The organism is Hyunsoonleella aquatilis, from assembly GCF_014270105.1.
Classification (GTDB): domain Bacteria; phylum Bacteroidota; class Bacteroidia; order Flavobacteriales; family Flavobacteriaceae; genus Jejuia; species Jejuia aquatilis.
Window position 1 is genome coordinate 452,855 of the sequence record NZ_JACNMF010000001.1, and the last position, 23,378, is coordinate 476,232.

20 protein-coding genes and 1 tRNA gene are annotated in these 23,378 nt (G+C 38.5%); 15 read left to right on the plus strand and 6 right to left on the minus strand.

Annotated elements, in window-relative coordinates:
* Positions 1–9: 9 nt before the first annotated feature.
* The 6 genes from H7U19_RS01955 to H7U19_RS01980 all read right to left on the minus strand — a co-directional run bounded on the left by H7U19_RS01955 (position 10) and on the right by H7U19_RS01980 (position 6,693).
* Positions 10–519, minus strand: coding sequence for a condensin complex protein MksE (locus tag H7U19_RS01955; RefSeq protein ID WP_186558154.1), 510 nt, complete (start codon positions 517–519; stop codon positions 10–12).
* Positions 506–1,717 carry a hypothetical protein gene (locus H7U19_RS01960; protein WP_186558155.1) on the minus strand — a complete coding sequence of 404 codons (1,212 nt, stop codon included), beginning with the start codon at positions 1,715–1,717 and terminating at the stop codon, positions 506–508. Before H7U19_RS01960 ends, H7U19_RS01955 begins: the two co-directional genes overlap by 14 nt.
* Positions 1,710–2,504 carry a hypothetical protein gene (locus H7U19_RS01965; protein ID WP_186558156.1) on the minus strand — a complete coding sequence of 265 codons (795 nt, stop codon included), beginning with the start codon at positions 2,502–2,504 and terminating at the stop codon, positions 1,710–1,712. The genes H7U19_RS01960 and H7U19_RS01965 overlap by 8 nt, the downstream gene beginning before the upstream one ends.
* Positions 2,501–5,164, minus strand: a complete 2,664-nt coding sequence (locus tag H7U19_RS01970) for an ATP-binding protein (protein ID WP_186558157.1) — start codon at positions 5,162–5,164, stop codon at positions 2,501–2,503. The genes H7U19_RS01965 and H7U19_RS01970 overlap by 4 nt, the downstream gene beginning before the upstream one ends.
* 93 nt (positions 5,165–5,257) lie before the next feature.
* On the minus strand, positions 5,258–5,860 hold the full coding sequence (gene yihA, locus H7U19_RS01975) for a ribosome biogenesis GTP-binding protein YihA/YsxC (RefSeq protein ID WP_186558158.1): 603 nt from the start codon (positions 5,858–5,860) through the stop codon (positions 5,258–5,260).
* A 68-nt stretch (positions 5,861–5,928) separates the two neighbouring features.
* Positions 5,929–6,693 (minus strand): alpha/beta fold hydrolase, encoded by a 765-nt coding sequence (locus H7U19_RS01980; protein ID WP_186558159.1) that lies wholly within the window; start codon positions 6,691–6,693, stop codon positions 5,929–5,931.
* 301 nt (positions 6,694–6,994) lie between these two features.
* Between H7U19_RS01980 and mraZ the strand changes: the two genes are divergently transcribed.
* The 15 genes from mraZ to H7U19_RS02055 all read left to right on the plus strand — a co-directional run bounded on the left by mraZ (position 6,995) and on the right by H7U19_RS02055 (position 23,339).
* Complete coding sequence (mraZ, locus tag H7U19_RS01985; RefSeq protein ID WP_186558160.1) at positions 6,995–7,459, plus strand: division/cell wall cluster transcriptional repressor MraZ; 465 nt, start codon at positions 6,995–6,997, stop codon at positions 7,457–7,459.
* Positions 7,440–8,342, plus strand: a complete 903-nt coding sequence (gene rsmH, locus H7U19_RS01990) for a 16S rRNA (cytosine(1402)-N(4))-methyltransferase RsmH (protein ID WP_186558161.1) — start codon at positions 7,440–7,442, stop codon at positions 8,340–8,342. The genes mraZ and rsmH overlap by 20 nt, the downstream gene beginning before the upstream one ends.
* A gap of 2 nt (positions 8,343–8,344) precedes the next feature.
* The gene (locus H7U19_RS01995) at positions 8,345–8,662 is read left to right on the plus strand and encodes an FtsL-like putative cell division protein (RefSeq protein ID WP_186558162.1); all 318 of its coding nucleotides are present in this window, start codon (positions 8,345–8,347) and stop codon (positions 8,660–8,662) included.
* A gap of 62 nt (positions 8,663–8,724) precedes the next feature.
* Positions 8,725–10,680 carry a penicillin-binding protein gene (locus H7U19_RS02000; protein ID WP_186559848.1) on the plus strand — a complete coding sequence of 652 codons (1,956 nt, stop codon included), beginning with the start codon at positions 8,725–8,727 and terminating at the stop codon, positions 10,678–10,680.
* Entirely contained in the window at positions 10,677–12,140 is a 1,464-nt protein-coding gene (locus H7U19_RS02005) for a UDP-N-acetylmuramoyl-L-alanyl-D-glutamate--2,6-diaminopimelate ligase (RefSeq protein ID WP_186558163.1), read from the plus strand. Before H7U19_RS02000 ends, H7U19_RS02005 begins: the two co-directional genes overlap by 4 nt.
* A gap of 52 nt (positions 12,141–12,192) precedes the next feature.
* The gene (mraY, locus tag H7U19_RS02010) at positions 12,193–13,434 is read left to right on the plus strand and encodes a phospho-N-acetylmuramoyl-pentapeptide-transferase (protein ID WP_186558164.1); all 1,242 of its coding nucleotides are present in this window, start codon (positions 12,193–12,195) and stop codon (positions 13,432–13,434) included.
* Position 13,435: 1 nt separating this feature from the next.
* Positions 13,436–14,767, plus strand: a complete 1,332-nt coding sequence (gene murD / locus H7U19_RS02015; RefSeq protein ID WP_186558165.1) for a UDP-N-acetylmuramoyl-L-alanine--D-glutamate ligase — start codon at positions 13,436–13,438, stop codon at positions 14,765–14,767.
* Positions 14,768–14,847: 80 nt separating this feature from the next.
* Positions 14,848–16,017, plus strand: coding sequence for an FtsW/RodA/SpoVE family cell cycle protein (locus H7U19_RS02020; RefSeq protein WP_186558166.1), 1,170 nt, complete (start codon positions 14,848–14,850; stop codon positions 16,015–16,017).
* Between the two features lie 91 nt (positions 16,018–16,108).
* Positions 16,109–17,212, plus strand: a complete 1,104-nt coding sequence (gene murG, locus H7U19_RS02025; protein ID WP_186558167.1) for an undecaprenyldiphospho-muramoylpentapeptide beta-N-acetylglucosaminyltransferase — start codon at positions 16,109–16,111, stop codon at positions 17,210–17,212.
* Positions 17,209–18,561, plus strand: a complete 1,353-nt coding sequence (gene murC, locus H7U19_RS02030; RefSeq protein ID WP_186558168.1) for a UDP-N-acetylmuramate--L-alanine ligase — start codon at positions 17,209–17,211, stop codon at positions 18,559–18,561. The genes murG and murC overlap by 4 nt, the downstream gene beginning before the upstream one ends.
* On the plus strand, positions 18,551–19,270 hold the full coding sequence (locus tag H7U19_RS02035; protein WP_186558169.1) for a cell division protein FtsQ/DivIB: 720 nt from the start codon (positions 18,551–18,553) through the stop codon (positions 19,268–19,270). Before murC ends, H7U19_RS02035 begins: the two co-directional genes overlap by 11 nt.
* 3 nt (positions 19,271–19,273) lie before the next feature.
* Positions 19,274–20,596 (plus strand): cell division protein FtsA, encoded by a 1,323-nt coding sequence (gene ftsA / locus H7U19_RS02040; protein ID WP_186558170.1) that lies wholly within the window; start codon positions 19,274–19,276, stop codon positions 20,594–20,596.
* 58 nt (positions 20,597–20,654) lie between these two features.
* On the plus strand, positions 20,655–22,613 hold the full coding sequence (ftsZ, locus tag H7U19_RS02045; RefSeq protein ID WP_186558171.1) for a cell division protein FtsZ: 1,959 nt from the start codon (positions 20,655–20,657) through the stop codon (positions 22,611–22,613).
* Between the two features lie 166 nt (positions 22,614–22,779).
* Positions 22,780–23,232 (plus strand): GatB/YqeY domain-containing protein, encoded by a 453-nt coding sequence (locus H7U19_RS02050; RefSeq protein WP_186558172.1) that lies wholly within the window; start codon positions 22,780–22,782, stop codon positions 23,230–23,232.
* Positions 23,233–23,265: 33 nt separating this feature from the next.
* A tRNA-Arg gene (locus tag H7U19_RS02055) sits at positions 23,266–23,339 on the plus strand.
* Positions 23,340–23,378: the final 39 nt, after the last annotated feature.

Sequence of the window (23,378 nt, forward strand, 5' to 3'; positions counted from 1 at the left end):
GGTGTTTACTTAGCCCTTTGTTGTCAATTCTCTGGCAAAGTCAATAAATAGTTTATAAGCCTTAGTAAATGAATATTTGTCATCAGAATGTTTTATTGCTATGTTTCTTTTTACCATAGTCGAACCAACTAATCTTTTGATGCTTTCACCATCATTTAATTGTTTGTTCGCTTTTACGACATCTATCCAAGTACTGTTTTTTATATATTCTACTATCTCTTCAATATGGAAGTCTGAAAAACCTAGTTCATCCATAAAGTTTTTCCCATCCTTGTCTAATTCGTAGCATAGAACCGAGAAGAAGATGCTAATATCACGAGAAGTGTTCTCGTTTGTTTCATCTGAAATTAGATAATAAAATTCTTGAGTGTTTTTAAGTTCAAATCCAAATGATTTGTCAAAAAACTCAACATAGAAGTCTTGATTTTCCTTTAGAATATCAAAATAAGATTCATCAATTGTGATAAATCTACCATCCATTAAAGATGTCACTATTTGCTTATGTTTATTCGGATACATTCTCTTTTTTGCTGATTTTTAGTTTGGGCATAATAAATTCTCCTTGTTTTGTTTTCAAGGAAATATTCTCCCTTTCTTTATCTTGTTCAATATCGTATTCTTCCTCAAATATTAGACTTGTTAACATAAAATAGTTGTTAATGTCAAAATCTTTATTTTCATTTTCAATTGCTTTCTTGCACCAAGAGAAGAAATCAGTTACTGGAAGCTTTGAGTTTAGTTGGGATTTATACTCCCTCTTATTGAAAATCCATTGTTTAATATCGTAGGCTTCTTCTTCAACAAAAACATCTTCTTCATTTTTGAATTGCTCAAAATACTCCTTTGTGTTTTCGTAGATATACTGATTGTATAGATTATCTCTGGACGTACTGAATAGTCTTGGTGGCTTTATTCCTTTGTAACAATTCATATTTGTCAGATACAAATGAAAACCTTGAAGATATTCACTTTCGGTTCTAATCCTGTCCAATAAAGGCAAAAGCTCGTTGCTTAAGACTGTCGATTGTTGACTGATGTCCTTAACGACTTGTCGTAAAAGATTGTAGAGTTTTTCAAATTGTCTTCTGATACTTTCGTCTGAATAATCAAATCGTTTATTGTTAGAAAATTGGGAAATCGCAAGTAGTTCGTTATAAATCGATTGTGAGTGATTAATATCCAAAATTGTATTCAAAGGAATAATGTAGTATTCAATTAAATATCTGGCATTTTGAACTTTTTCCTGATATTCAATCTTTCGGGTATTGGCCTTTAATTCTCTTGATTCATTTAAAAGGCTAACCGTATTGTTCGTTACAGCATTTCGGAACTTTTTGATTTCATTGGATAAAGCTTCAATTCTGTCCAACAAAATGTTCTTGTCTTGATTGATACCTTCTTTTATGTTCAAAAACAAGGTTCTAATTGACTGACCAAATTTTTCAATTTCTTCTGGAAGCAAAGGTTTAAATTGTTGCAGAACAAACTCAAATAGCACAAAATAGGGTTCATAAATCACAAAGTCATTATTCTGTTCAACGAGTATTTTGTGCTCAAAAAGTTGATTTTCAATATCGCTTCCGAATTCTTTTAGTGTTTCATCAACTTGACTTTTTAGGATGATTTCATTCTTAACTTGAATGTCAAAGAGTTGGCGTAGCAAGTCAAAATGAGTTGCTAAAAATTGTACTATGCTCTTTGGTTCTGACTTAAACATTGATGAGCGTTTCTTGTTCTAAAAATCTATTGGTTCGGGCAACTTGTTCTCTGATTTTTACGACTGTTGAATCATCTGATGTCTTAACAGCCTTACTCATTTTAGCTTTGTTTCCTTTTAAAGATGCCGAATGCTTTTTAAAGAGTTCACTGTAATTATTTGGCAGATACAATTCTGCATTTCCAAACACTTCTTTGATTCTCAAATATTCGTCAAGTCCGTTAAAGTCATAGTCAACAAAAACCAAAACCTCCTTTGCTTTAATCATTGAAATGGATTCTTTGCCTATTCGTCCGTATTTGTGGGCAAATAGAAATTCGTTGCCCAATAATTTTTCCGCATTCAAAAAGGTTTCCAAATTCTCGACAAAACATATTTTATCAGCTATAACAGAAATAGGGATTACAGAGAACAATCCAAAATCACGAGTTAGTTTTTCTAAATCAATTATCTTCTCATTGATTTGATAAGCAGAAAATCCTCTGAATAAAAAAATGGGGTTGCTATCAACTTTTGTAGCCTTTGAGTTTCTGTATTTTTTGATGTTTCCCGATTTGGATTTGGAAACGTCTTGTTCCGGAAATGACGTTTTGAAGAATTTTTCAAATTCAGTTTCTTTGGAAATTTCAATCTTAAATCCTCTGCCAAGTTTTGAAGATTTAAGAATTTCAGCTTCAAGCAGATTTTTAAACGTATCGGACTGCAAAACACTTTTCGGAACAGCCGATTTTGAAATAGATTTGTTTTCAAGCAATAATTTATATGTTTTGAAATCGACTTCTTTCATTGGGTTTCAACGGGTTTTCTTAAAATAACATTTCCATTTTTCTCACTTACCACTATTTTCCCTTTACTTCTCCTCACCAAATAGTATTTGTCAAAACCATCATAAGGATGCAATGGTGCCGCTGAAATCGGTATGAAGTTATGTTCTTTACAGAAGTTCAAAATTTCAATTCTATTTGCCTCGTCAATGGTTCCGATTTCATCAACAAATATCACAATTTTGTTTTCATGATCTTTCACAACGATTTGATTGATAATTGACATAATCAGAACCAAGCGTATCATTTTGTCTGTTCCGTCCGATTCGATTTGGTTTTTTAGGTCTACGACTTTGTGCTGTCCTTTTTTATGTAGATGAAGTTTAATGTCAAATAAATCATTAAACGAAATTGTGGTTTGACTATCCAAATATTTGTTGAGTGTATTTAGGTTTTCAGATTGGTCGTCAAAAATCAGTTCAGAAGTTAAATCTCTAATTTGGATGATTTTGTTTAAGTCCTTAATGAGTTTTTCATTCTCAATGATTTCTATCTTCAAAGTATCGATATCCGAAATCTTTATCTTCCGAATTTTAGAATTGAACTGATTGGTTATAAAAGAGTTAAATTCTGCAAACCTTGTATATAGTGTGCGACAAGGATTTGCAAATTGGGTGGAAATATTTTTTAATAAGCCATCAATGGCTTTTTGTTTGTCGTCTAAGGTTACAAGCTCAGACTCAACGTATCGGATAAATTCATTTTCGTCTGCTTCTAATCTCTCAGTTTTGTTTTTTAATTTTTCAAAAAGTTTAAACTTATCATTTTTAATTTGCTCTCGTTCTTGAAAATTTCTTCTTATGTTGGCATAAATATTATCTAATGAATCTGTTGATTGATAATCTTTAGGTTTGATTCCAAATTGCTCAAGCTCAACTTTCCATTTTTGTATATCATTTATTCTTTGTTCCTTTTGAATTATTTCAGAATTAGTTTTCTCAATTGTTTCTGAAAGCTTCCTGACTTCTTCTTCAATTAACCTAATGTCTTTAGCAGATTGCTCTTTTTGTTTGAATAAACTTTCAAATTCTAATTTTAAAGACTCAAGTTCCTTCTCAAGTTTTGGAAGTTGTTTTAGCTTTTCTATTTTATCGGTTACACCCTTGATTTTCTTCTTTATTTCTAGTAAATCCTTTTGATGTTTCTCTAAATCCTTGGCTATAGGAAGTAGCTTTTCATTAAAGCTTTTTTCCTTTTCAAATTCCTTGATCTGTTTTTTCAACTCTTTAATGGATTCTATTGGTTTTCCTTTCAAGTCATTTGGCAACATTATAACTCCGTCAAAGAGTTTCATCAAGTTTTCCGTTCGCTTGATTTTCGTAGAAATGTTTTCAAATGGCAGACTTGAAATATCAGTTGACAGAATCCTGTTCAGTAATTCCTTGTTATCTTGATTATCTGAAATTTGATGAATCAATTGATTGGAATAGGTATCAACTTGACTCGTGATTCTTCTGATTTGAGATTCGGCTTTTTCAATCTTGCTATCAATTGCTTTACTATTTAGATTTTGATTTTCAATTTGGGTTAGTTGGCTCTCAATGGTTTTCCTTTCGGCATCTAAATTTTGAAAGGATTGCTCTAAAAACTGTAAACTTTCATAAGACTTGATTTCTTTTACCAATCCATCTTTTTGGTCTATGTCTTCCTGTTTTTGTTCCAATAGGGTTTCTATTTTACCAAATTCTTGGTTTAGTTTATCTTTTTTTGGATTGAGCGTTTCGTTTAAATGGGTTCTATTTTTGTCTCTTTCTGTTTTTATTTTTGAAACAGAAGTTCCCAATTCTGAATAAAGCGATGAATATTGATGGTCAAAAGCAAATATCAACTCTGAAAGTATCGTACTTTTTCCAGCATACTGATTTACCAATTCTTTAAAGCCATTAAAGCTACGCTGGATACTTTTGATAACTTTTATATCCCGATTGTGCTTCAATAAGGTTTGTATGTCCTTTTGGTTTTTCTTTGAGAAAGAAACTCTTTCGTTTTCTTTATTATCTGCAATTATCAATGACTCTTTTAGCGAGTTGTTGTTTATAAGCTGTGAGTTTATCAGGTACTTATAGATTTTGGAAAAATTGTTGCTAATTCCCCGTCCATCTTGGTTTACATTTTGGTTTAACCAAACAACCGCATTGTTTCGTTTCCCTTTCTGATAGACAAAGTTGAAAACTTCCCTGCGGTTTGGGAATTTACTGTGTTCAATTCCATTTGTGGCAAATTCGGAAAGTAATGAATCAAACTTTTTTAGTTTTTGGCCTTTCGCTGTGTCGGTAAAATAGTGTTCTTCTTTATATTCACTATCGATTTTATAATAGTTGAGATTGCCTTCGGCATTTCTTTTGACCAAAATAGAGTAGTAGCGATTTTTGAAAATCTCAAAGACAATAAAACTTGAATTTATAGAAGGGAAATAGTGATTGAATGTGGTTTTGTCTCCCGTTCTGTTTCCACTAAACGTCATTTCTCGCCCGTCAATTATAAACAAGAAATTAAGTGCATAAATTAGCGTACTTTTTCCGATATTGTTTGGTCCAACAATTTGAAGTGAATTGCAGTCGTCAAGCTCAATATCAGCTTTCGAGTAAATGTCAGAATTCAAAATTATCAGTCTTTTCAGCATTTTTAGAGTAAAAGGGGTTAAACCTTAAATAAAGAGTAAAAAGATAAGAGAATTTTTCTACAAAAGGATGCTGTAAATGAGAAATCATCTTAGTCAATGATGAACATTTCCATTCAACCCCTCAACATACCCCAAAACCGCTTCCTTCCCCATCCCATTCGATGAAGAAGTCACAAAATAATTGGGCATTTCTTCCCAAAATTCAAGCATTGCATTTTGATATTCGGAAACATGCCGTTCAATGGCCTTGGGTTTTAACTTGTCGGCTTTTGTGAAAATGATGGAAAACGGGATGCCGTTTTCACCCAACCATTGCATAAAATCCAAATCAATGGGCTGTGGTTTGTGGCGGATATCCACTAAAACAAAGGCTGTCACTAATTGTTCCCGATGACTAAAATATTGGGTGATAAACTTTTGAAAGGTCTTTTTATCCCGTTTGGACACCTTGGCATAACCGTACCCCGGCAAGTCCACCAAGTGCCAATTTTTGTTGATTAAAAAGTGATTAATAAGCTGCGTTTTTCCAGGTTTTCCAGAGGTTTTGGCCAAGCTTTTACGTCCTGTAAGCATATTGATGAGCGATGACTTTCCTACATTACTACGCCCGATAAAGGCATATTCGGGCAGACTGCTCTTTGGGCATTTTGCCACATCGGAATTGCTTACCACAAATTCAGCAGACTTTATCACCATAATTTTGGAATTTTAAGCTTTGGAGTTGTTATTTAGTCCCGATAGCTATCGGGATTGGAATTTGACGCTTAAAGATCACGCTTTGTGAGCCAAGCATCCATTAATTCGTTAAAGGTGTCTGGGTGTTCCATCATTGCAGCGTGCCCACATTTATCGATCCAAAACAGTTCGGAGTCTGGTAGTAGCTCATGGAATTCCTCCGCAACCTCTGGAGGGGTAACGTTGTCGTTCTTGCCCCAAATAATGCAAGTTGGGGTTTGCATTTTTGGTAAATCTTTCGCCATGTTGTGTCGGATGGCGCTTTTGGCTATGGCCAAAGTTTTTACCAGTTTGTTGCGATCGTTAACGGATTTATAAACTTCGTCAACAATTTCCTTAGTTGCCACTTTAGGGTCGTAAAATACATCTTGGGCCTTCTTTTTAATTACTTCGTAGTCGCTACGTTTGGTATAGCCACTGCCCATGGCACTTTCATAAAGCCCTGAACTTCCAGTAATTATAAGACCTTTAACTTTTTTGGGATATAACTTGGTGTGGTATAATCCAATATGGCCTCCTAAGGAATTCCCAAGCAGAATAACTTCCTTAAACCCTTTAAATTCAATAAAATCATGCAGGTATTTGGCAAAGTTTTTAACGTTGGTTTTAAGCAACGTCATCGTGTAGATGGGCAGTTCAGGAATAACTACCTTGTAGCCCTTGGCACTGAAATAGTTCTTTACGGAATCAAAATTACTCAAGCCCCCCATTAAACCATGCAACACAATAATTGGCGTGCCTTCGCCAACTTCAATATAACTGTAATTTTTTTCTTTCTTTAAGCTATCCCCCATGTATTTCGGTTCATCCTTTTCCTAATAAAACAAATATAGGCAAATCATTCAAATTTCAAGGGGTTTAATATGTTATGGGCAAAACTTGCATTTTCGATTCATGTCAACACATGTTAACAAACATTTATCCCACTTTATAACCTATTGAAAATCAGAATTCATCATATTGAATTTATATAAAAACTAAAGCAAAAGACACACTTCATCGAAAACTTATCAACAAAAAGTGGTAGGAAGTGGTAAATGGTGGTAAATTTTCGATATATTTGAAACTTAAAGTTCTAAATCTAGGGTCGCCTCATTGCATTCATTAATAGGAACATACAGTTGTAAAGTAGATGTCAAAGGACGTTTGATGATTCCTGCTGGCATGAAAAAACAGTTGATGCCAATTCTTGATGATGGTTTTGTATTGAGGCGGTCCGTGTTTCAGCAGTGTCTAGAATTGTACCCTATGGCAGAGTGGCAATTGCTAATGCAAAAGATGAACAAGCTTAACCGATTCAAGAAAAAGAACAACGATTTTATCCGTCGGTTTAGCGCGGGTGCTAGAATTGTGGAAGTAGATAGCAATGGAAGATTGTTGATTCCTAGGGATTTAATGGGAATCGCGAATATTTCTAAAGACATCGTGCTATCACCATCGATAAATATTGTTGAAATCTGGGATAAAGATTTGTACGAAAAGGCTATAGATGATGCGGCGATGGATTTTGCAGATTTAGCTGAAGAGGTAATGGGTCAAGATGACGACGATGTATCATAATCCTGTGCTTTTGAAAGAGACTGTGGATGGTTTGGCGATAAAGCCTGATGGAGTTTACGTTGATGTGACCTTTGGAGGCGGAGGCCATAGCCGCGAAATTCTTAACAGATTGGGAAATGAAGGCAGGTTGTTGGCTTTTGATCAGGACGAGGATGCATTGGACAACGCTATTGATGATCAGAGATTTGTTTTGATACATGAAAACTTCAGATACGTAAAGCGCTTTTTGAGGTTTCATGGGGTTCGGGAGGTCGATGGGGTTTTAGCTGATTTCGGGGTGTCGTCCCATCAATTTGATGTAGCTGAGCGCGGGTTTTCAACGCGATTTGATGCCAAATTGGATATGCGAATGAACCAGCAAAATGAATTATCGGCATACCAAGTCATAAACGAATACGAAGAAGAACAGTTGAAACAAGTGCTTTTGCAATATGGGGAATTGAGGTCGGCACCAGCCATGGCACGGTTGATTGTGGTCCACAGGCAAAATGAAAAAATTGTAACAAGCGTACAGTTAAAAGAAGTGCTTAAGAAGTTTTTGTCTCCCAAGCATGAGAATAAAATTTTGGCGCAAATCTATCAAGCGATTCGCATTGAGGTGAACCAAGAAATTGAAGTACTGAAGGAGTTTTTATCTCAAACACCTAAGATTTTAAAGCCAGGTGGGAGGTTGAGTTTTATTTCGTACCACTCATTGGAGGATAGGTTGGTAAAACGTTTTATTAGAAATGGATTGTTTGAAGGGGAGCCGGAGCGCGATGTATTCGGAAATTTTGAAGTGCCGTTGAAAAAAGTGGGCGGTTTAATTGTGCCAACGCAAGAGGAAATCAAAAATAACAATCGGGCACGCAGTGCCAAATTAAGAATAGCCGAGAAACTGTAAAAGTGAAGGATAAATTCTATAACATACTTAAAGGGACCTTTCTGGTAAGTGACGATTCGTTCAAAAATTGGCGTGTCATCATTTTTATTTCGGTGTTGGCCGTTATAATGATAGCGAGTTCCCATAGTGCGGATAAAAAGGTATATGAGATTGCGAGGTTGGAAAATGAAGTTAAAAAAATGCGCTCCGAATTTGTGGAAGGGCGTTCAAAATTGATGCGCTTGAAAATGGAATCGGCAGTGGTTTTAAAAATGAAAGAAAAGGGGTTGGAGTCATCCGTTATTCCACCCAAAAAGATAATAATAAAAACACAAGAGTAAAACAGTAAGTGGCGGTAAGCGAGAAGAACATATTGAACAGATTGTATTTCGTAGCAGGTTGTATGTTCATCCTTGGTGTGACGGTAATGGTAAAATTGGCCAACGTGCAATTTGTGCAGGGCGATAAATATCGCGCCAAAGCCAGCAAACGCATAGTTAAGGATTTTGTGGTGCCCGCCAATCGGGGGAATGTCTACTCGGCTAATGGAAATTTGTTGGCCACAACCATTCCAAAATACAATGTCCGTCTGGATTTAAAAACGCCCAAAACCAATGTTTTTGAAGAGCATTTGGTGGGTCTATGTGATTCTCTTTCTGATTTCTTTGGCGAACATTCTTCGGGTTATTATCAAAAGAAACTGAGGAAAGCAAGGGCGAACAAAAACAGAGGGTTTTTAATCGCCCGGGATTTAAGTTACTCAGATTATTTGAGGATTACCAGTTTCCCTTTGCTTAGCGAAAAACCTTTTATTGGAGGGTTGGTCGTGGAGCAAAAGGCCAAACGTGAACACCCGATGGGCGGTATTGCTCAGCGGACTATTGGTTATGAAAGGATTGACGACCAGGGTCACGTTACCCGACCCGGAATTGATGGTGCTTTCGGTGTGCCTTATTTAAGGGGGAAAGACGGCAAAAGTACCATGCAACAGATTTATGGTGGTAAATGGAAGTTGATTGAGCACAATCAAATAGAACCAGAAGATGGCTATGATGTATATACCACGATTGATGTCAATATTCAAGATATCGCCCATCATGCATTACTGAAACAGTTGGAGCATTATAAAGCAGACCATGGTTGCGCTGTGGTCATGGAAACCAAAACGGGAGAGGTAAAGGCGATTGTAAACCTTGGCAGAAATTCAGAAGGTAAATATTATGAACGCCGAAATTATGCAGTGTGGGAGTCGCACGAACCGGGGTCAACCTTTAAACTGATGGCTGTTACCGCAGGTTTGGAGGACAAAGTGATTGATACCAGTGATGTAGTGGATACCGAGAATGGTCGTATAACTTTTTACGGCAAACATGTTAGGGACTCCAACCGCAGAGGTTATGGCAAGATTTCGGTTTCTAAAGCTTTCGAACTCTCATCCAATACGGGGATTGTTCGGGCTATTCATGATGCTTATAAGGATAAACCTGAAAAGTTTGTGGATAGACTATATGCCATGAATCTCCATGACAGTTTGGAGCTTCCCATTAAGGGGGAAGGGAAAGCTATAATTCCAGACCCGCGTATCAAAAATGGACGATGGAGCGGTATCGCTTTGCCATGGATGGCGTTTGGCTATGGCGTGTCCTTTACGCCTCTGCAAACCTTAACGTTTTATAATGCCATTGCCAATAATGGCGAAATGGTGAAGCCTCAATTTTTAAAGGAGGTGAAGCAGTTTGATAAAACCATTGTGCCCTTCAAAAAGGAGGTCATTAATAAGAGAATATGTTCTAAGGAAACGGTAAGCAAGGTAAAGCAATTACTCAAAAACGTGGTAGAAAAGAAACATGGAACTGGTCACAGACTATATTCCAAAAACTTTTCAATGGCCGGAAAAACAGGCACCTGCCAAAAGGATTATAGGGACAAGGAGAAGCTGAATTATATATCGTCATTCTCTGGGTTTTTTCCGGCTGATGACCCAAAGTATTCTTGTATCGTGGTCATTCATGAGCCTGATAAAACTGTGGGTTACTATGGAGCTGATGTATCTGGGCCTGTATTCAAAAGCATCGCTCAAAAGATATTTATTGATACCCCGATTGTAGACGAACTGGATTCAATGGAAGTGAAGCATGGTGCTGTCATTGAAGAATATGATGGGTATTATCAATTGGCTCAAAAGCATAAAACCATTATGCCAAATGTAGTCGGGTTGCCAGCCATGGATGCTGTGGCCTTACTTGAAAATATGGGGCTGAAAGTGGATTTAAGAGGGGCTGGATTGGTAAAAAGACAATCCATTTCAAAAGGACAAAAAATAAAGAAAAATCAAAAAGTTGTTTTAGAAATTTCGTGAACATACTAAGGGACATATTATATAGAGTGAATCTGAATGCCGTTGTTGGGAGCACGAGCGTCAAAATAAATGCTATTCATTTCGATTCCCGAAAAGTGGAAGAGAACGATGCATTTGTCGCTGTGCGAGGCACCGTTTCAGATGGGCACGATTATATAGATGTCGCTATAAAACAGGGCGCAATTGCGATTATTTGCGAAGCTTTACCTACTTCTTTAGTTGATGGGATAACTTATATAGAGGTTGACTACTCAAACAAAGCGCTGGCAATTATGGCTTCAAATTATTATGATTCCCCATCTGATAATTTGAAGCTTGTCGGTGTGACGGGTACCAATGGAAAAACTACCATTACAACTTTGCTTTATCAGCTTTTCAAAAATGCGGGCTATAAAGTAGGATTGTTGTCCACCGTGAAAATTTTGGTTGACGATACTGAATATAAAGCCACCCATACCACACCCGATTCAGTCACCATCAACAAATATTTGAAACTGATGAACGAGGCCGGAGTGGAGTATTGCTTTATGGAAGTGAGCTCTCATGGGATTCATCAGGGAAGAGCCGAAGGTTTGCGATTTGAGGGCGGTGTCTTCACGAATTTGTCACACGACCATTTGGATTATCATAAAACATTTGCGGAGTATCGGGATGTGAAAAAATCTTTTTTTGACGGTCTATCGCCAAGGGCATTTGCATTGGTAAATACGGATGACAAAAACGGTTTGGTGATGTTGCAAAATACCGTTGCCAAAAAGTACACCTATGCGCTTAAAGGCTATGCCGACTACAAAGCGCAAATTCTAGAAAATGAATTTAGTGGATTGTTGCTATCCATAGATGGGAGTGAGGTTTGGACGAGACTCATTGGAAATTTTAATGCCTACAACGTATTGGCGATTTATGCCACGGCGGAATTGTTAGGGCTTGAAAAGGTTGAAATCCTCAAGCTGATTAGTGATTTACAGAGTGTTAGTGGCCGGTTTCAATATTTTATTTCAGACGAAAAGATTACGGCCATTGTGGACTATGCCCATACACCCGATGCATTAAGGAATGTATTGGAGACCATCAACAGTATTCGCACCAAAAATGAATCGTTGATTACGGTGGTAGGTTGCGGTGGCGACAGGGATAAAACCAAACGCCCCAAAATGGGACATATTGCTTCCGAACTGAGTACCAAAGTGATTTTCACGAGCGATAATCCAAGAAGCGAAAAGCCAGAAACAATTATTGAAGATATTGAAAAAGGTGTTGAGCCTCAGAATTTCAAAAAGACATTATCCATAGTCGATAGAAAACAAGCTATAAAAACGGCCTGCCAATTAGCAGAGCCGAACGACATTATTTTGATTGCGGGCAAAGGCCACGAAACCTATCAGGAAGTCAACGGCAAGCGTTTCGATTTTGATGATTATAAAACGGTAGAAGAATTTTTAAAACAATTGCAAAAGTAAATGTAACTGTCACCCTGAGCGCAGTCGAAGGGGTCGCAAAATTTAAGGTTGAATGTTATACTACCTATTTGAATATTTAGAAAAGCAATTCCAGTTTCCTGGGGCTACACTCTTTGGGTTTTTAACCTTTAGAGGTGCCTTGGCGATGATTTTGTCATTGTTGATTTCTACCATTTACGGAAAGCGCATCATCAAATTTTTGCAGAAAAAGCAGATGGGCGAGACCATCAGGGACCTAGGCTTGGAAGGGCAGGCTGAAAAAGCAGGAACGCCAACGATGGGTGGTATCATCATTATTTTGGCAACGCTTATCCCCGTATTGCTGTTGGCAAAATTGGAAAACATTTATATCATTCTACTCATTGTTACAACACTTTGGATGGGGGTTATCGGTTTTTTGGATGACTATATCAAAAAATTTAAAAACGATAAAGAGGGTCTAAAAGGACGCTTTAAGGTTTTAGGGCAAATTGGTTTGGGTCTTATCGTCGGAATCACTCTTTATGTGAGTAGTGATGTCACCGTGAAGGAAAAACTGCCAGAGGCACAGCAAGAAATTTTGTTGGCCGAAAATCCAGATTTACCAATAACGAAATTATTTCAAGACGAAGAGAAGTCTACTAAAACTACGATTCCATTTTTCAAAGCAAATGAGTTTGACTATGCCGATTTAATCACTTGGATTAGTCCAGATTTGAAAAAATATACCTGGATTATTTTCATCATTGCAACGATTTTTATTATCACAGCGGTGTCCAACGGTGCCAACCTTACAGATGGTATTGACGGTTTGGCTGCAGGAACCTCTGCCATCATTGTGCTAACCTTGGGCATTTTTGCTTGGGTGTCTGGTAACATCATTTTCTCCGATTATCTCAACATTATGTATATCCCCAGAGTGGAGGAAATCACTATTTATATAGCTGCCTTTGTCGGGGCTTTGATCGGATTCTTGTGGTACAATACTTTTCCTGCCCAAGTATTTATGGGGGATACGGGAAGTTTGACTATTGGAGGGATTATCGCAGTTATCGCCATTGCGGTTCGAAAGGAATGGTTGATTCCATTGATGTGTGGCATTTTCCTTGCAGAAAATTTGTCTGTAGTGATGCAGGTGAGCTGGTTTAAATACACAAAGAAAAAATACGGTGAAGGACGTCGCATTTTCAAAATGTCGCCCTTGCACCACCATTACCAAAAATTGGGCTATCACGAAAGTAAGATAGTTACCCGTTTTTGGATTATAGGTATCCTATTGGCCATCATTTCAATAGTAACATTGAAAATCAGATAGCATGAAAAGGCTAGTGGTTTTAGGTGGCGGTGAAAGTGGAGTTGGTACTGCACTTTTGGGAAAGGCAAAAGACTATGAGGTATTCCTTTCTGATAAAGGAATCATTAAAGACAATTATAAAAAAGTTCTTATACATAATGAGATTGAATGGGAGGAGGAACAGCATACCGAAGCCAAAATTCTAAATGGGGATTTGGTGATGAAAAGCCCGGGGATTCCTGATAAAGTGCCTTTGGTAAAACGAATCAGTGAAAAAGGAATTCCGGTGGTTTCTGAAATTGAATTTGCCTCAAAATTCACATCAGCAACTATTGTTGGTATTACGGGTAGCAATGGGAAAACAACCACGGCAACTTTGACGCATCACCTATTGAAGGATGAATTAAATGTCGGTTTGGCAGGAAACATTGGCGACAGTTTTGCGAAGCAGGTTCTCGAGGAGGATTTCAACAATTACGTGCTGGAAATCAGTAGTTTTCAGTTGGATGACATTGTTGATTTCAAACCGAAAATCGCTGTGATTACCAATATTACGCCTGACCATTTGGACAGATATGACTATCAATTTGAAAACTATATCCGGGCCAAATTCAGAATTGCGATGAATCAAACCTCGGACGATTATTTGATTTATGATGCGGATGATGAAGCAATCACGAATCATTTAAAAAGCCACCCAGTTCAATCCACATTATTGCCATTTTCATTGGAAAAGAAAATTGAAAATGGGGCTTATTACGAAAACGAAAAACTAATTATAACTATAGACAATAACCAAATTATTATGCCAACAACGAATTTAACTTTAGAAGGAAAACACAACATTAAAAATGCCATGGCCGCGTCGACGGTCGCGCATTTGTTGAAAATTAGAAAGCAAACGATACGGGAAAGCTTGGAAAATTTTCAGGGGGTGGAGCATCGTCTTGAACATGTGCTGAAAATTAACAAAGTGCAGTATATCAACGACTCCAAAGCTACCAACGTAAACGCAACGTATTATGCTTTGGAGAGCATGGATGCGCCTACTGTCTGGATTGTTGGGGGCGTGGACAAAGGCAACGATTATAGTGAACTTTTTCCTTTTGTAAACGAAAAGGTAAAAGCTATTATTTGTTTAGGCGTGGACAACCAAAAGTTAATGGAAACCTTTGGGGGCATGGTCGATATAATAATAGAAACGCAATACATGAGCGAGGCTGTGAAAATAGCTTACAAGGTGGCTGATGCTGGTGAAAATGTATTGTTATCACCCGCCTGTGCAAGCTTCGATTTGTTCGAAAATTACGAGGACCGTGGACGTCAATTCAAAAATGCAGTAAGAAACTTATAAAATATAATAACTCCTTCCCTTTTTGAAGGGAAGGTGGATTTTGGTTTTCTAATAAACCAAAATTCGGAAGGGTTAAAAACATGGGAAGTATTTTCAAAAACATAAAGGGCGATCGATTAATCTGGGCGATAGTAGCATTGTTGGCGATACTATCGTTTTTGCCTATTTATAGTACGGCAAAGGGGGCAAACACCTTCTCTTCTTTTGTGACCCATTTTGTGCACTTGGCCCTTGGCTTTTCCATTATGTACGGCATTCACAAGATCCCATATCGTTATTTTAGGGGCTTGTCCTTGGTGATGATTCCAGTGGTTTTGGTGTTGCTGGTAATCACTATTTTCCAAGGTGAAGTGCGGGATGGTGCGGCCGCAAGCCGATGGATAACCGTGCCCATCGTGAATAAATCCTTTCAGCCTTCGGCATTGGCATCAGTTGTCTTGTTAATATATGTGGCGCGGTATCTGTCGAAAATGAAAGAGGAGGTTATTACCTTTAAAAGCTCATTGTTGCCGCTTTGGTTGCCCATGTTTTTGGTTCTGGGATTAATACTGCCGTTTAACTTTTCCACGGCGGCCATCATTTTTAGTATGGCTTTGGTGCTGATGTATTTTGGGGGGTATCCATTGAAATACCTCGGTGCTATTTCTGGTATAGGCTTATTGGGCTTATGTCTTTTCGTGGCGGTAGCCAAAAATACGGATGGCGCACTTCACGTTAAAGTAAATACCTGGGAAAATCGAATCAAGAGTCATTTTTCAGGCGAAGAGGAAACAGGTTCTCAAATTGAAAAAGCTAAAATAGCCATCGCTTCAGGCATGGTAAATGGTGTTGGGCCGGGAAAAAGCATTCAAAAGAACTTTTTGTCCCAATCGGAGTCCGATTTCATTTTTGCCATAATCGTTGAGGAGTACGGCTTTATTGGCGGATTTATTGTGATGTTGCTGTATTTGTGGCTGTTGTTTCGGGTGGTTATTGTAGCACAAAAGGCCGATACTATTTTCGGGAAATTATTGGTGCTGTCAGTGGGCATTCCAATTGTGTTTCAAGCTTTGGTGAATATGGGAGTCTCCGTTGGGCTGTTCCCCGTAACGGGGCAAACGTTGCCGTTAATCAGTTGGGGAGGTTCCTCTATATGGATGACTTGTTTGGCCATCGGTGTGATTTTAAGTGTGAGCGCAAAACGCGAAGAAATAAAAGAACAGGAGATTAGGGAAGATAATCCGTTGGAGATTTTATCAGAAACGATATGATTTAGGAGACAGGAGACAGGAGACAGGAGACAGGAGACAGGAGACAGGTGAAGTTTTGGAATTTAGTATTTGAAAATTGGAATTTTAATAATTGGCTAGAGCGAAAACATATCGAATTATTTTATCAGGAGGTGGCACAGGTGGCCATATCTACCCTGCTATTGCTATTGCCAATGAATTGAAGTCGCGATACCCCGAATCTAAATTTTTGTTTGTGGGCGCAAAGGACAGAATGGAGATGGAAAAAGTGCCACAGGCCGGATATGATATCAAGGGACTTTGGATTTCAGGGATCCAAAGGAGATTGACCCTCAAAAATCTGATGTTTCCATTGAAAGTGATGAGTAGCCTATGGAAAGCTCGCAAAATTATTAAATCGTTTAGGCCTGATGTGGCTATTGGAACCGGAGGTTTTGCAAGCGGTCCGTTATTATATGTGGCGGCTCAAAACAAAATTCCAAGTTTGATTCAGGAACAGAACTCCTATCCGGGAATTACCAACAAACTATTGTCAAAAAAAGCGCAAAAAATCTGTGTGGCTTACGAAGGTTTAGAGCGTTTTTTTCCAAAGGAAAAGATTAAAATAACGGGTAACCCTGTACGTCAGGATTTGCTCAGTGTAGAGGATAAAATAGTGGAAGCCAAAAACCATTTTGAGCTGAAACATGGGAAATATACCCTTTTGGTACTGGGAGGCAGTTTGGGGGCCCGACGGATTAATGAGCTCATAGAAAAAGAACTGGATTTTTTAGATACCCAGAACGTTCAAGTGATATGGCAGTGTGGTAAGTTGTATTATCAGCAGTACAAGCTCTATGGTAATATGAATAATGTTCAGGTGTACGAATTTTTAAATCAAATGGATTTGGCATATGCGGCGGCAGATATCATTATTTCCCGAGCCGGGGCAAGTTCGGTTTCGGAATTGTGTATCGTTGGGAAACCTGTGATTTTTATTCCGTCACCAAACGTAGCGGAAGACCATCAAACGAAAAATGCCCTGTCAATAGTGAATCAAGATGCCGCCATAATGATAAGGGAAAGTGATTTGGATGTGGATTTCGAAAACAAATTTTCTCAGCTGGTAAGTTCACAGGAAAAGCAAAGAGAGTTTGGTAAAAATATCAAAAAATTAGCCCTAGTGAATGCTACAAAAGATATTGTGGATGAAGTGGAATTATTGTTGAAAAAATGAATTTAAATAGTATAAATAACGTGTTTTTCATAGGTATCGGCGGTATCGGAATGAGTGCGTTAGCGCGTTATTTTAAGTCCATTGGGAAACATGTTTCGGGCTATGACAAAACGGCTACTGAAATTACGGAAGCTTTGGGAGATTTGGGGATTTCGGTTCATTTTGAAGACGATTTAAATCGTGTAGATAAGGCATTTCTGGAAAAGGATAAAACACTTGTTATTTATACCCCAGCAATTCCAAAACAACATTCACAATTAAACTATTTTAAGGAAAATAGTTTTACGGTACTGAAACGTTCTCAGATATTGGGGACGATAACAGAGAACACCTTTTGTTTGGCTGTGGCTGGAACCCACGGAAAAACTACCACGACCAGTATTTTGGGGCATTTACTGTATGAATGTGACGTAAAATTAACGGCCTTTTTGGGAGGTATCAGCGAAAATTACAATTCAAATTTGATTTTAAATGGTGATGCCGTTTCAGTAGTTGAAGCAGATGAATTTGACCGCTCCTTCTTGACCCTGTCGCCAAATTTTGCATGTATCACTTCCATGGATGCCGACCATTTGGATATTTATGGAGATGCTTCGGAATTGAAAAAATCCTTTGAGGACTTTTCGAAAAAAATTAAAAAGGAGGGAAAGCTTTTTGTGAAAAACGGGTTGCCTTTAAATGGCATTTCCTATGGTATTGAAGATGGTTCGGATTATGAAATTTTAAATATCAAAATTAAAAATGGAACCTACATTTTCGATGTAAAAACGCCACAAACGGCAATTAAAAATATTGAATTCAATCTTCCGGGAAGGCACAATTTGTCCAATGCTTTGGTGGCTTTCGCTATGGCTTTGGAATATGGTTGTGAGGCTCAAAGATTGGTTTCTGCATTAGCGAGTTACAAAGGTGTAAAACGCAGGTTCACGTATCAAATAAAAACCGAAGATTTGGTATTTATTGATGATTATGCGCATCATCCAGAGGAAATCAATGCGGTACACAGTGCAGTGCGCGAAATGTATCCCGCCAAAAAAGTGCTGGCCATATTTCAGCCACATTTATTTAGCCGAACGAAAGATTTTGCCGATGGTTTTGCCGAAAGTCTGTCGCAATTTGATGAGATTTTATTACTGGATATTTACCCAGCGCGGGAGCTTCCTATTGAGGGAATTACCTCGGAATGGTTAATGGGAAAAGTAAATAATCCTAATAAGAAGTTGATTCAAAAAGGGGAGATTTTAAGTGCTATAAAAGCCAGTGAGGCCACGGTGATACTGGTCATCGGAGCAGGAGATATTGGGGAAGAAGTTAAACATATTAAACAAGGATTGAGCATTGCGAGTTAAGTGGAAACATATAAAAATGGTGCTGTTGCTGATGCTAGTCGTGGGTCTTTTTGCATTCTCGTCAGTCAGAAATGAAGAGCGAATAATTTCCAAACCTGAGGTCTCTTTTTTGGGCGGGGACAACCTTTTTATCACCCAAGAGACTGTTAGTAAATTGTTAATACAAAATCAAGAGGGCGTTAAAAATGTGCCTAAAGAAACTTTAGATTTGAATACGTTAGAAAATGCCCTGAATTCTAATCCCATGATTAAATCGGCCGAGGTGTATGTTGCTGTAAATGGAACACTTAAGGCCGAAATTAAACAAAAAAGACCCCTTGCGAGAGTAAGTACAAACGCATCATATTATATAGATGATGAAGGTCAATATATGCCTTTGTCTCCTAATTATACCGCGCGCGTACCCTTGGTTACGGGTTATGTTGAAAAAAACAATTTGAAGCACATTTATACGGTGGCGAAAAAAATTGAGGACGACCAATTTTTGAAACATCATGTGGTGGAAATCCATCAAAGTCTAAATGGAAATATGGCCTTGAGGTTGCGAAAATGCAAGTTTATGGTAAACCTTGGGGATTTGACATTTTTAGAAAAGAAGATCAGCAATTTTAAAGCTTTCTATAAAAAGAGCTTAAAAGAGAACACATTGGATGCGTATAGTAAAGTGAATTTACAATTTGAGAATCAGGTGGTTTGTACCAAAACATAAGCTATGGAACATAATTTAGCGGTAGGATTAGACATAGGGACCACAAAAATTGTGGCAATGATTGGTCGTAAAAATGATTACGGCAAGCTCGAGATTTTGGGAATAGGCAAATCTAAAAGTTTGGGGGTGCACCGCGGTGTAGTAAACAATATTACACAAACCATTCAGTCCATCCAGCAGGCTGTTCAGGAAGCTGAAGCTGCCGCTGAAATTAAGATTGAAGATGTTACCGTTGGTATTGCCGGTCAGCATATCCGCAGTTTGCAACACAGCGATTACATCACTCGCCCTAATTCTGATCAAGTAATAGATGAAGGGGATATTGATAGGTTGATTAACCAGGTTCATAAGTTGGTGATGTTACCCGGTGAGGAGATCATCCACGTTTTGCCGCAGGAATTTAAGGTTGACGGTCAAGCTGAAATAAAAGAACCCATTGGCATGTACGGTGGCAGGTTGGAAGCCAATTTCCACGTGGTGGTAGGGCAAGTGTCTTCCATCAGAAATATCGGTAGGTGCGTACAAAGTGCCGGACTTAGTTTGGAAGGGATCACACTTGAACCCTTAGCTTCCGCGGAAGCCGTTTTAAGTCAAGAAGAAAAAGAAGCTGGAGTAGCCTTGATTGACATCGGTGGTGGTACTACGGATTTGGCCATTTTTAGGGATGGCATCATCCGGCACACTGCGGTAATCCCTTTTGGAGGGAACGTGATTACCGAGGACATCAAAGAAGGCTGTTCCATCATTGAAAAACAAGCCGAGCTTCTAAAAATAAAATTCGGTTCTGCATGGCCCGGTGAAAATAAAGACAACGAAATCGTGTCTATTCCCGGTTTAAGAGGGAGGGAGCCAAAGGAAATTACTTTAAAAAACCTTTCAAGAATTATTCATGCTCGCGTAGTTGAGATTGTGGAGCAAGTGTACGCCGAGATTAAAAACTATGGCCACGAAGAGCGTAAAAAGAAGCTGATTGCTGGCATTGTGTTAACAGGTGGTGGTAGCCAGTTGAAGCATTTAAAGCAGTTGGTGGAGTACATCACGGGGATGGATACCCGTATTGGTTACCCCAATGAACACTTGGCAGGGGATAGCGATAGTGATGTTACCAGTCCGTTATACGCGACGGCCGTAGGATTGGTGCTGGACGGACTAAAACGCCAAGAACGAAACAGGGCGGAAGAGCAAGAGCAAATTGTCGCTGATGAGCAAACAGAAACAAATGAAGAAAACGGACAAGAAACAGTTGAAAAACCTCTTAAGGAGCGCCGTTCCTTTTTAGATAAATTAACCGAACGCGTTAAGGATTTTTTAGATAACGCGGAGTAATTGAATAGAAGATTTAACCATTGAATTAAAAATAAAACCCCAAAAAAAGAAAAAATTTATGAGCAGCAAAAACGAATTCCAAAGCATTGATTTTGATATGCCTAAAAATCAATCCAATGTGATAAAGGTTATTGGTGTCGGTGGAGGTGGTAGCAACGCCATTAACCACATGTTTCAGCAGGGCATTAAAGGTGTGGACTTTTACGTATGCAACACCGATGCTCAGGCCTTAAAAAGCAGTGGCGTTCCCAATAAAATCCAGTTAGGTGTTAACTTAACTGAAGGATTGGGCGCGGGGGCCAACCCCGATGTTGGCGAGCAATCGGCCGTTGAGAGTTTCGATGAAATCTCCCAAATGTTGGATACCAATACCAAAATGGTATTTATCACTGCCGGTATGGGTGGTGGTACCGGTACTGGTGCGGCTCCTATCATCGCGAAGATGGCCAAGGATAAGGATATTTTAACGGTTGGCATCGTTACTATGCCGTTTCAGTTTGAGGGCAAAATGCGTTTGCAACAATCGCAAAAGGGTATTGAGCGTTTAAGGGCTGTTGTAGACTCATTAATTGTTATCAACAATAATAAACTGCGCGAGGTATATGGCAACCTTGGGTTCAAAGCCGGTTTTTCAAAAGCTGATGAAGTGCTGTCCACAGCTGCTCGTGGAATAGCCGAAGTAATTACAAATTATTACACACAAAATATCGATTTGCATGACGCCAAAACGGTATTGAGCAATAGTGGAACCGCTATTATGGGGTCCTCGTTAGCATCGGGTCAGAATAGAGCCCAAGAAGCTATTCGCAAGGCATTGGATTCTCCTCTGCTGAACGATAACAAAATTACGGGAGCTAAAAATGTGCTACTGCTTATCGTATCCGGTTCCCAAGAAATTACCATTGATGAAATAGGTGAAATTAATGACCACATTCAAGATGAGGCCGGTCATGGTGCCAACATTATTATGGGTGTTGGAGAGGATGAGGCATTGGAGGAATCTATTTCGGTCACTATCATCGCTACTGGTTTTAATGTAGATCAACAGGATGAAATTTCGAATACCGAAACGAAAAAAGTTATCCATCCTTTAGAAGATGAAGTAGAGGCAAAGCAAAAGGCAGACCCCGTAATTATTGCGCCCGTAGTTGAACTAGAAAAAAAACAACCGACTCCTGTGGTACGCCATACTTTGAACTTAGAGGATAATGAAGAAGAGTTGAGTTCAACAGAGAATTCATTTGTTGATAAACAAAAAATAAGTGCCGCTCCAAGGGATATAAATTTGATTCCTACATCAGAATTGATTAAAAATATTGATGTGGTATATGAAGAGGTGACGCCTAATGTCAAGGACGAGGAGGAATTTATCATCACTCCAGTTGCAACAATAGAAGAAAAGAAAGAGGAAATTATCGAAGATGATGATGAACAACAAATTACCTTGACTTTTGATTTGCCGTTATCCGAGGAAACTGCAGAGGAGAAATCTGAAGATGCCATAACCTATAGTTTAGAAGATGAAGAGGTGAAAAAGATTCCAGTCAATGATTACGTGGAATTAATAACGGTAACCGAGTCCAATGAGGAGGGCGATGTGCGCTATGCTCTGGACGACTATATTGAAGCAGAGTCTTCAATGAACAAAAAACAAGTGGCTGAAGAGGTTTTAGAGGAAATAGATGAAGATGTTGTTTTTGAAAAGAAGACCGTTCAGGAAGAACAGGTTGAAGAAGAAGCTGAAGAATTGGATCCAATGGATATGCCAATTTCTGAAGTTTTAAAAGAGCGTGCTGCAGAGCGTCGGCTAAAGATGAAAGATTTCAACTATCGCTTCAACAGTGCAAAAATTGACGATATAGAAAAGATACCGGCCTATAAAAGAAAGGGAATAGATTTGGATGAAACCAAACATTCTTCGGAAACCGATATATCAAGAACAAGTATCAGTGTAGACGATAATGACGATATACAAGTAAGAAGTAATAACTCTTTTCTGCATGACAATGTAGATTAGTAAAGACCTTCTGTGTTTAACCTTATTATGTTATCATCCCGAAAAGTTTCCCTCAAGCTTTTCGGGATTCTTTTTTGATGTCGTCTAAGGACATATTTTCTTCAAACTTCCGATGTGGGGCATTCAACTTTTTTTTATCTTCGCATCGCTTTTTAATTTAGAGGATATGAGTTTACAACAGGAGGTAATGGTCGCCTTAAAAAATGCAATGAAAGCAAAGGATCAAATTGCTTTAACTGCGTTGAGAGCTGTAAAATCTGCCATTCTTTTAGCCAAAACTGAAAGTGGCGCAGGTGATGAATTGACAGAGGAACAAGAACTTAAGTTGTTACAGAAACAAGTAAAACAACGCAAGGACAGTGCCGCTGTTTACATTGAGCAGGGCAGAGAAGATTTGGCGGCGCCTGAATTAGCAGAAGCAGAGATAATCAGCCAATTTTTGCCAGAAGCCCTGAGTGAAGAAGAAATTGAAAAAGTAGTTGTAGCTACAATCGACCAAATCGGAGCAGAAGGCATGAAGGATATGGGGAAAGTAATGGGTATGGTGAGTAAGGAGTTGACGGGACAAGCTGATGGTAAAACTATTTCAACCATTGTAAAAGCAAAATTAAGTAATTAATATAAAGAGATTCCTGCTTTCGCAGGAATGAACGGCCACGTAGCTCAGCTGAATAGAGCACTGGATTTCGGCTCCAGCGGTCGGGGGTTTGAATCCCTCCGTGGTCACGAATAAATGAAAAATTCCAGCGTCAAATCAAGCTTGTT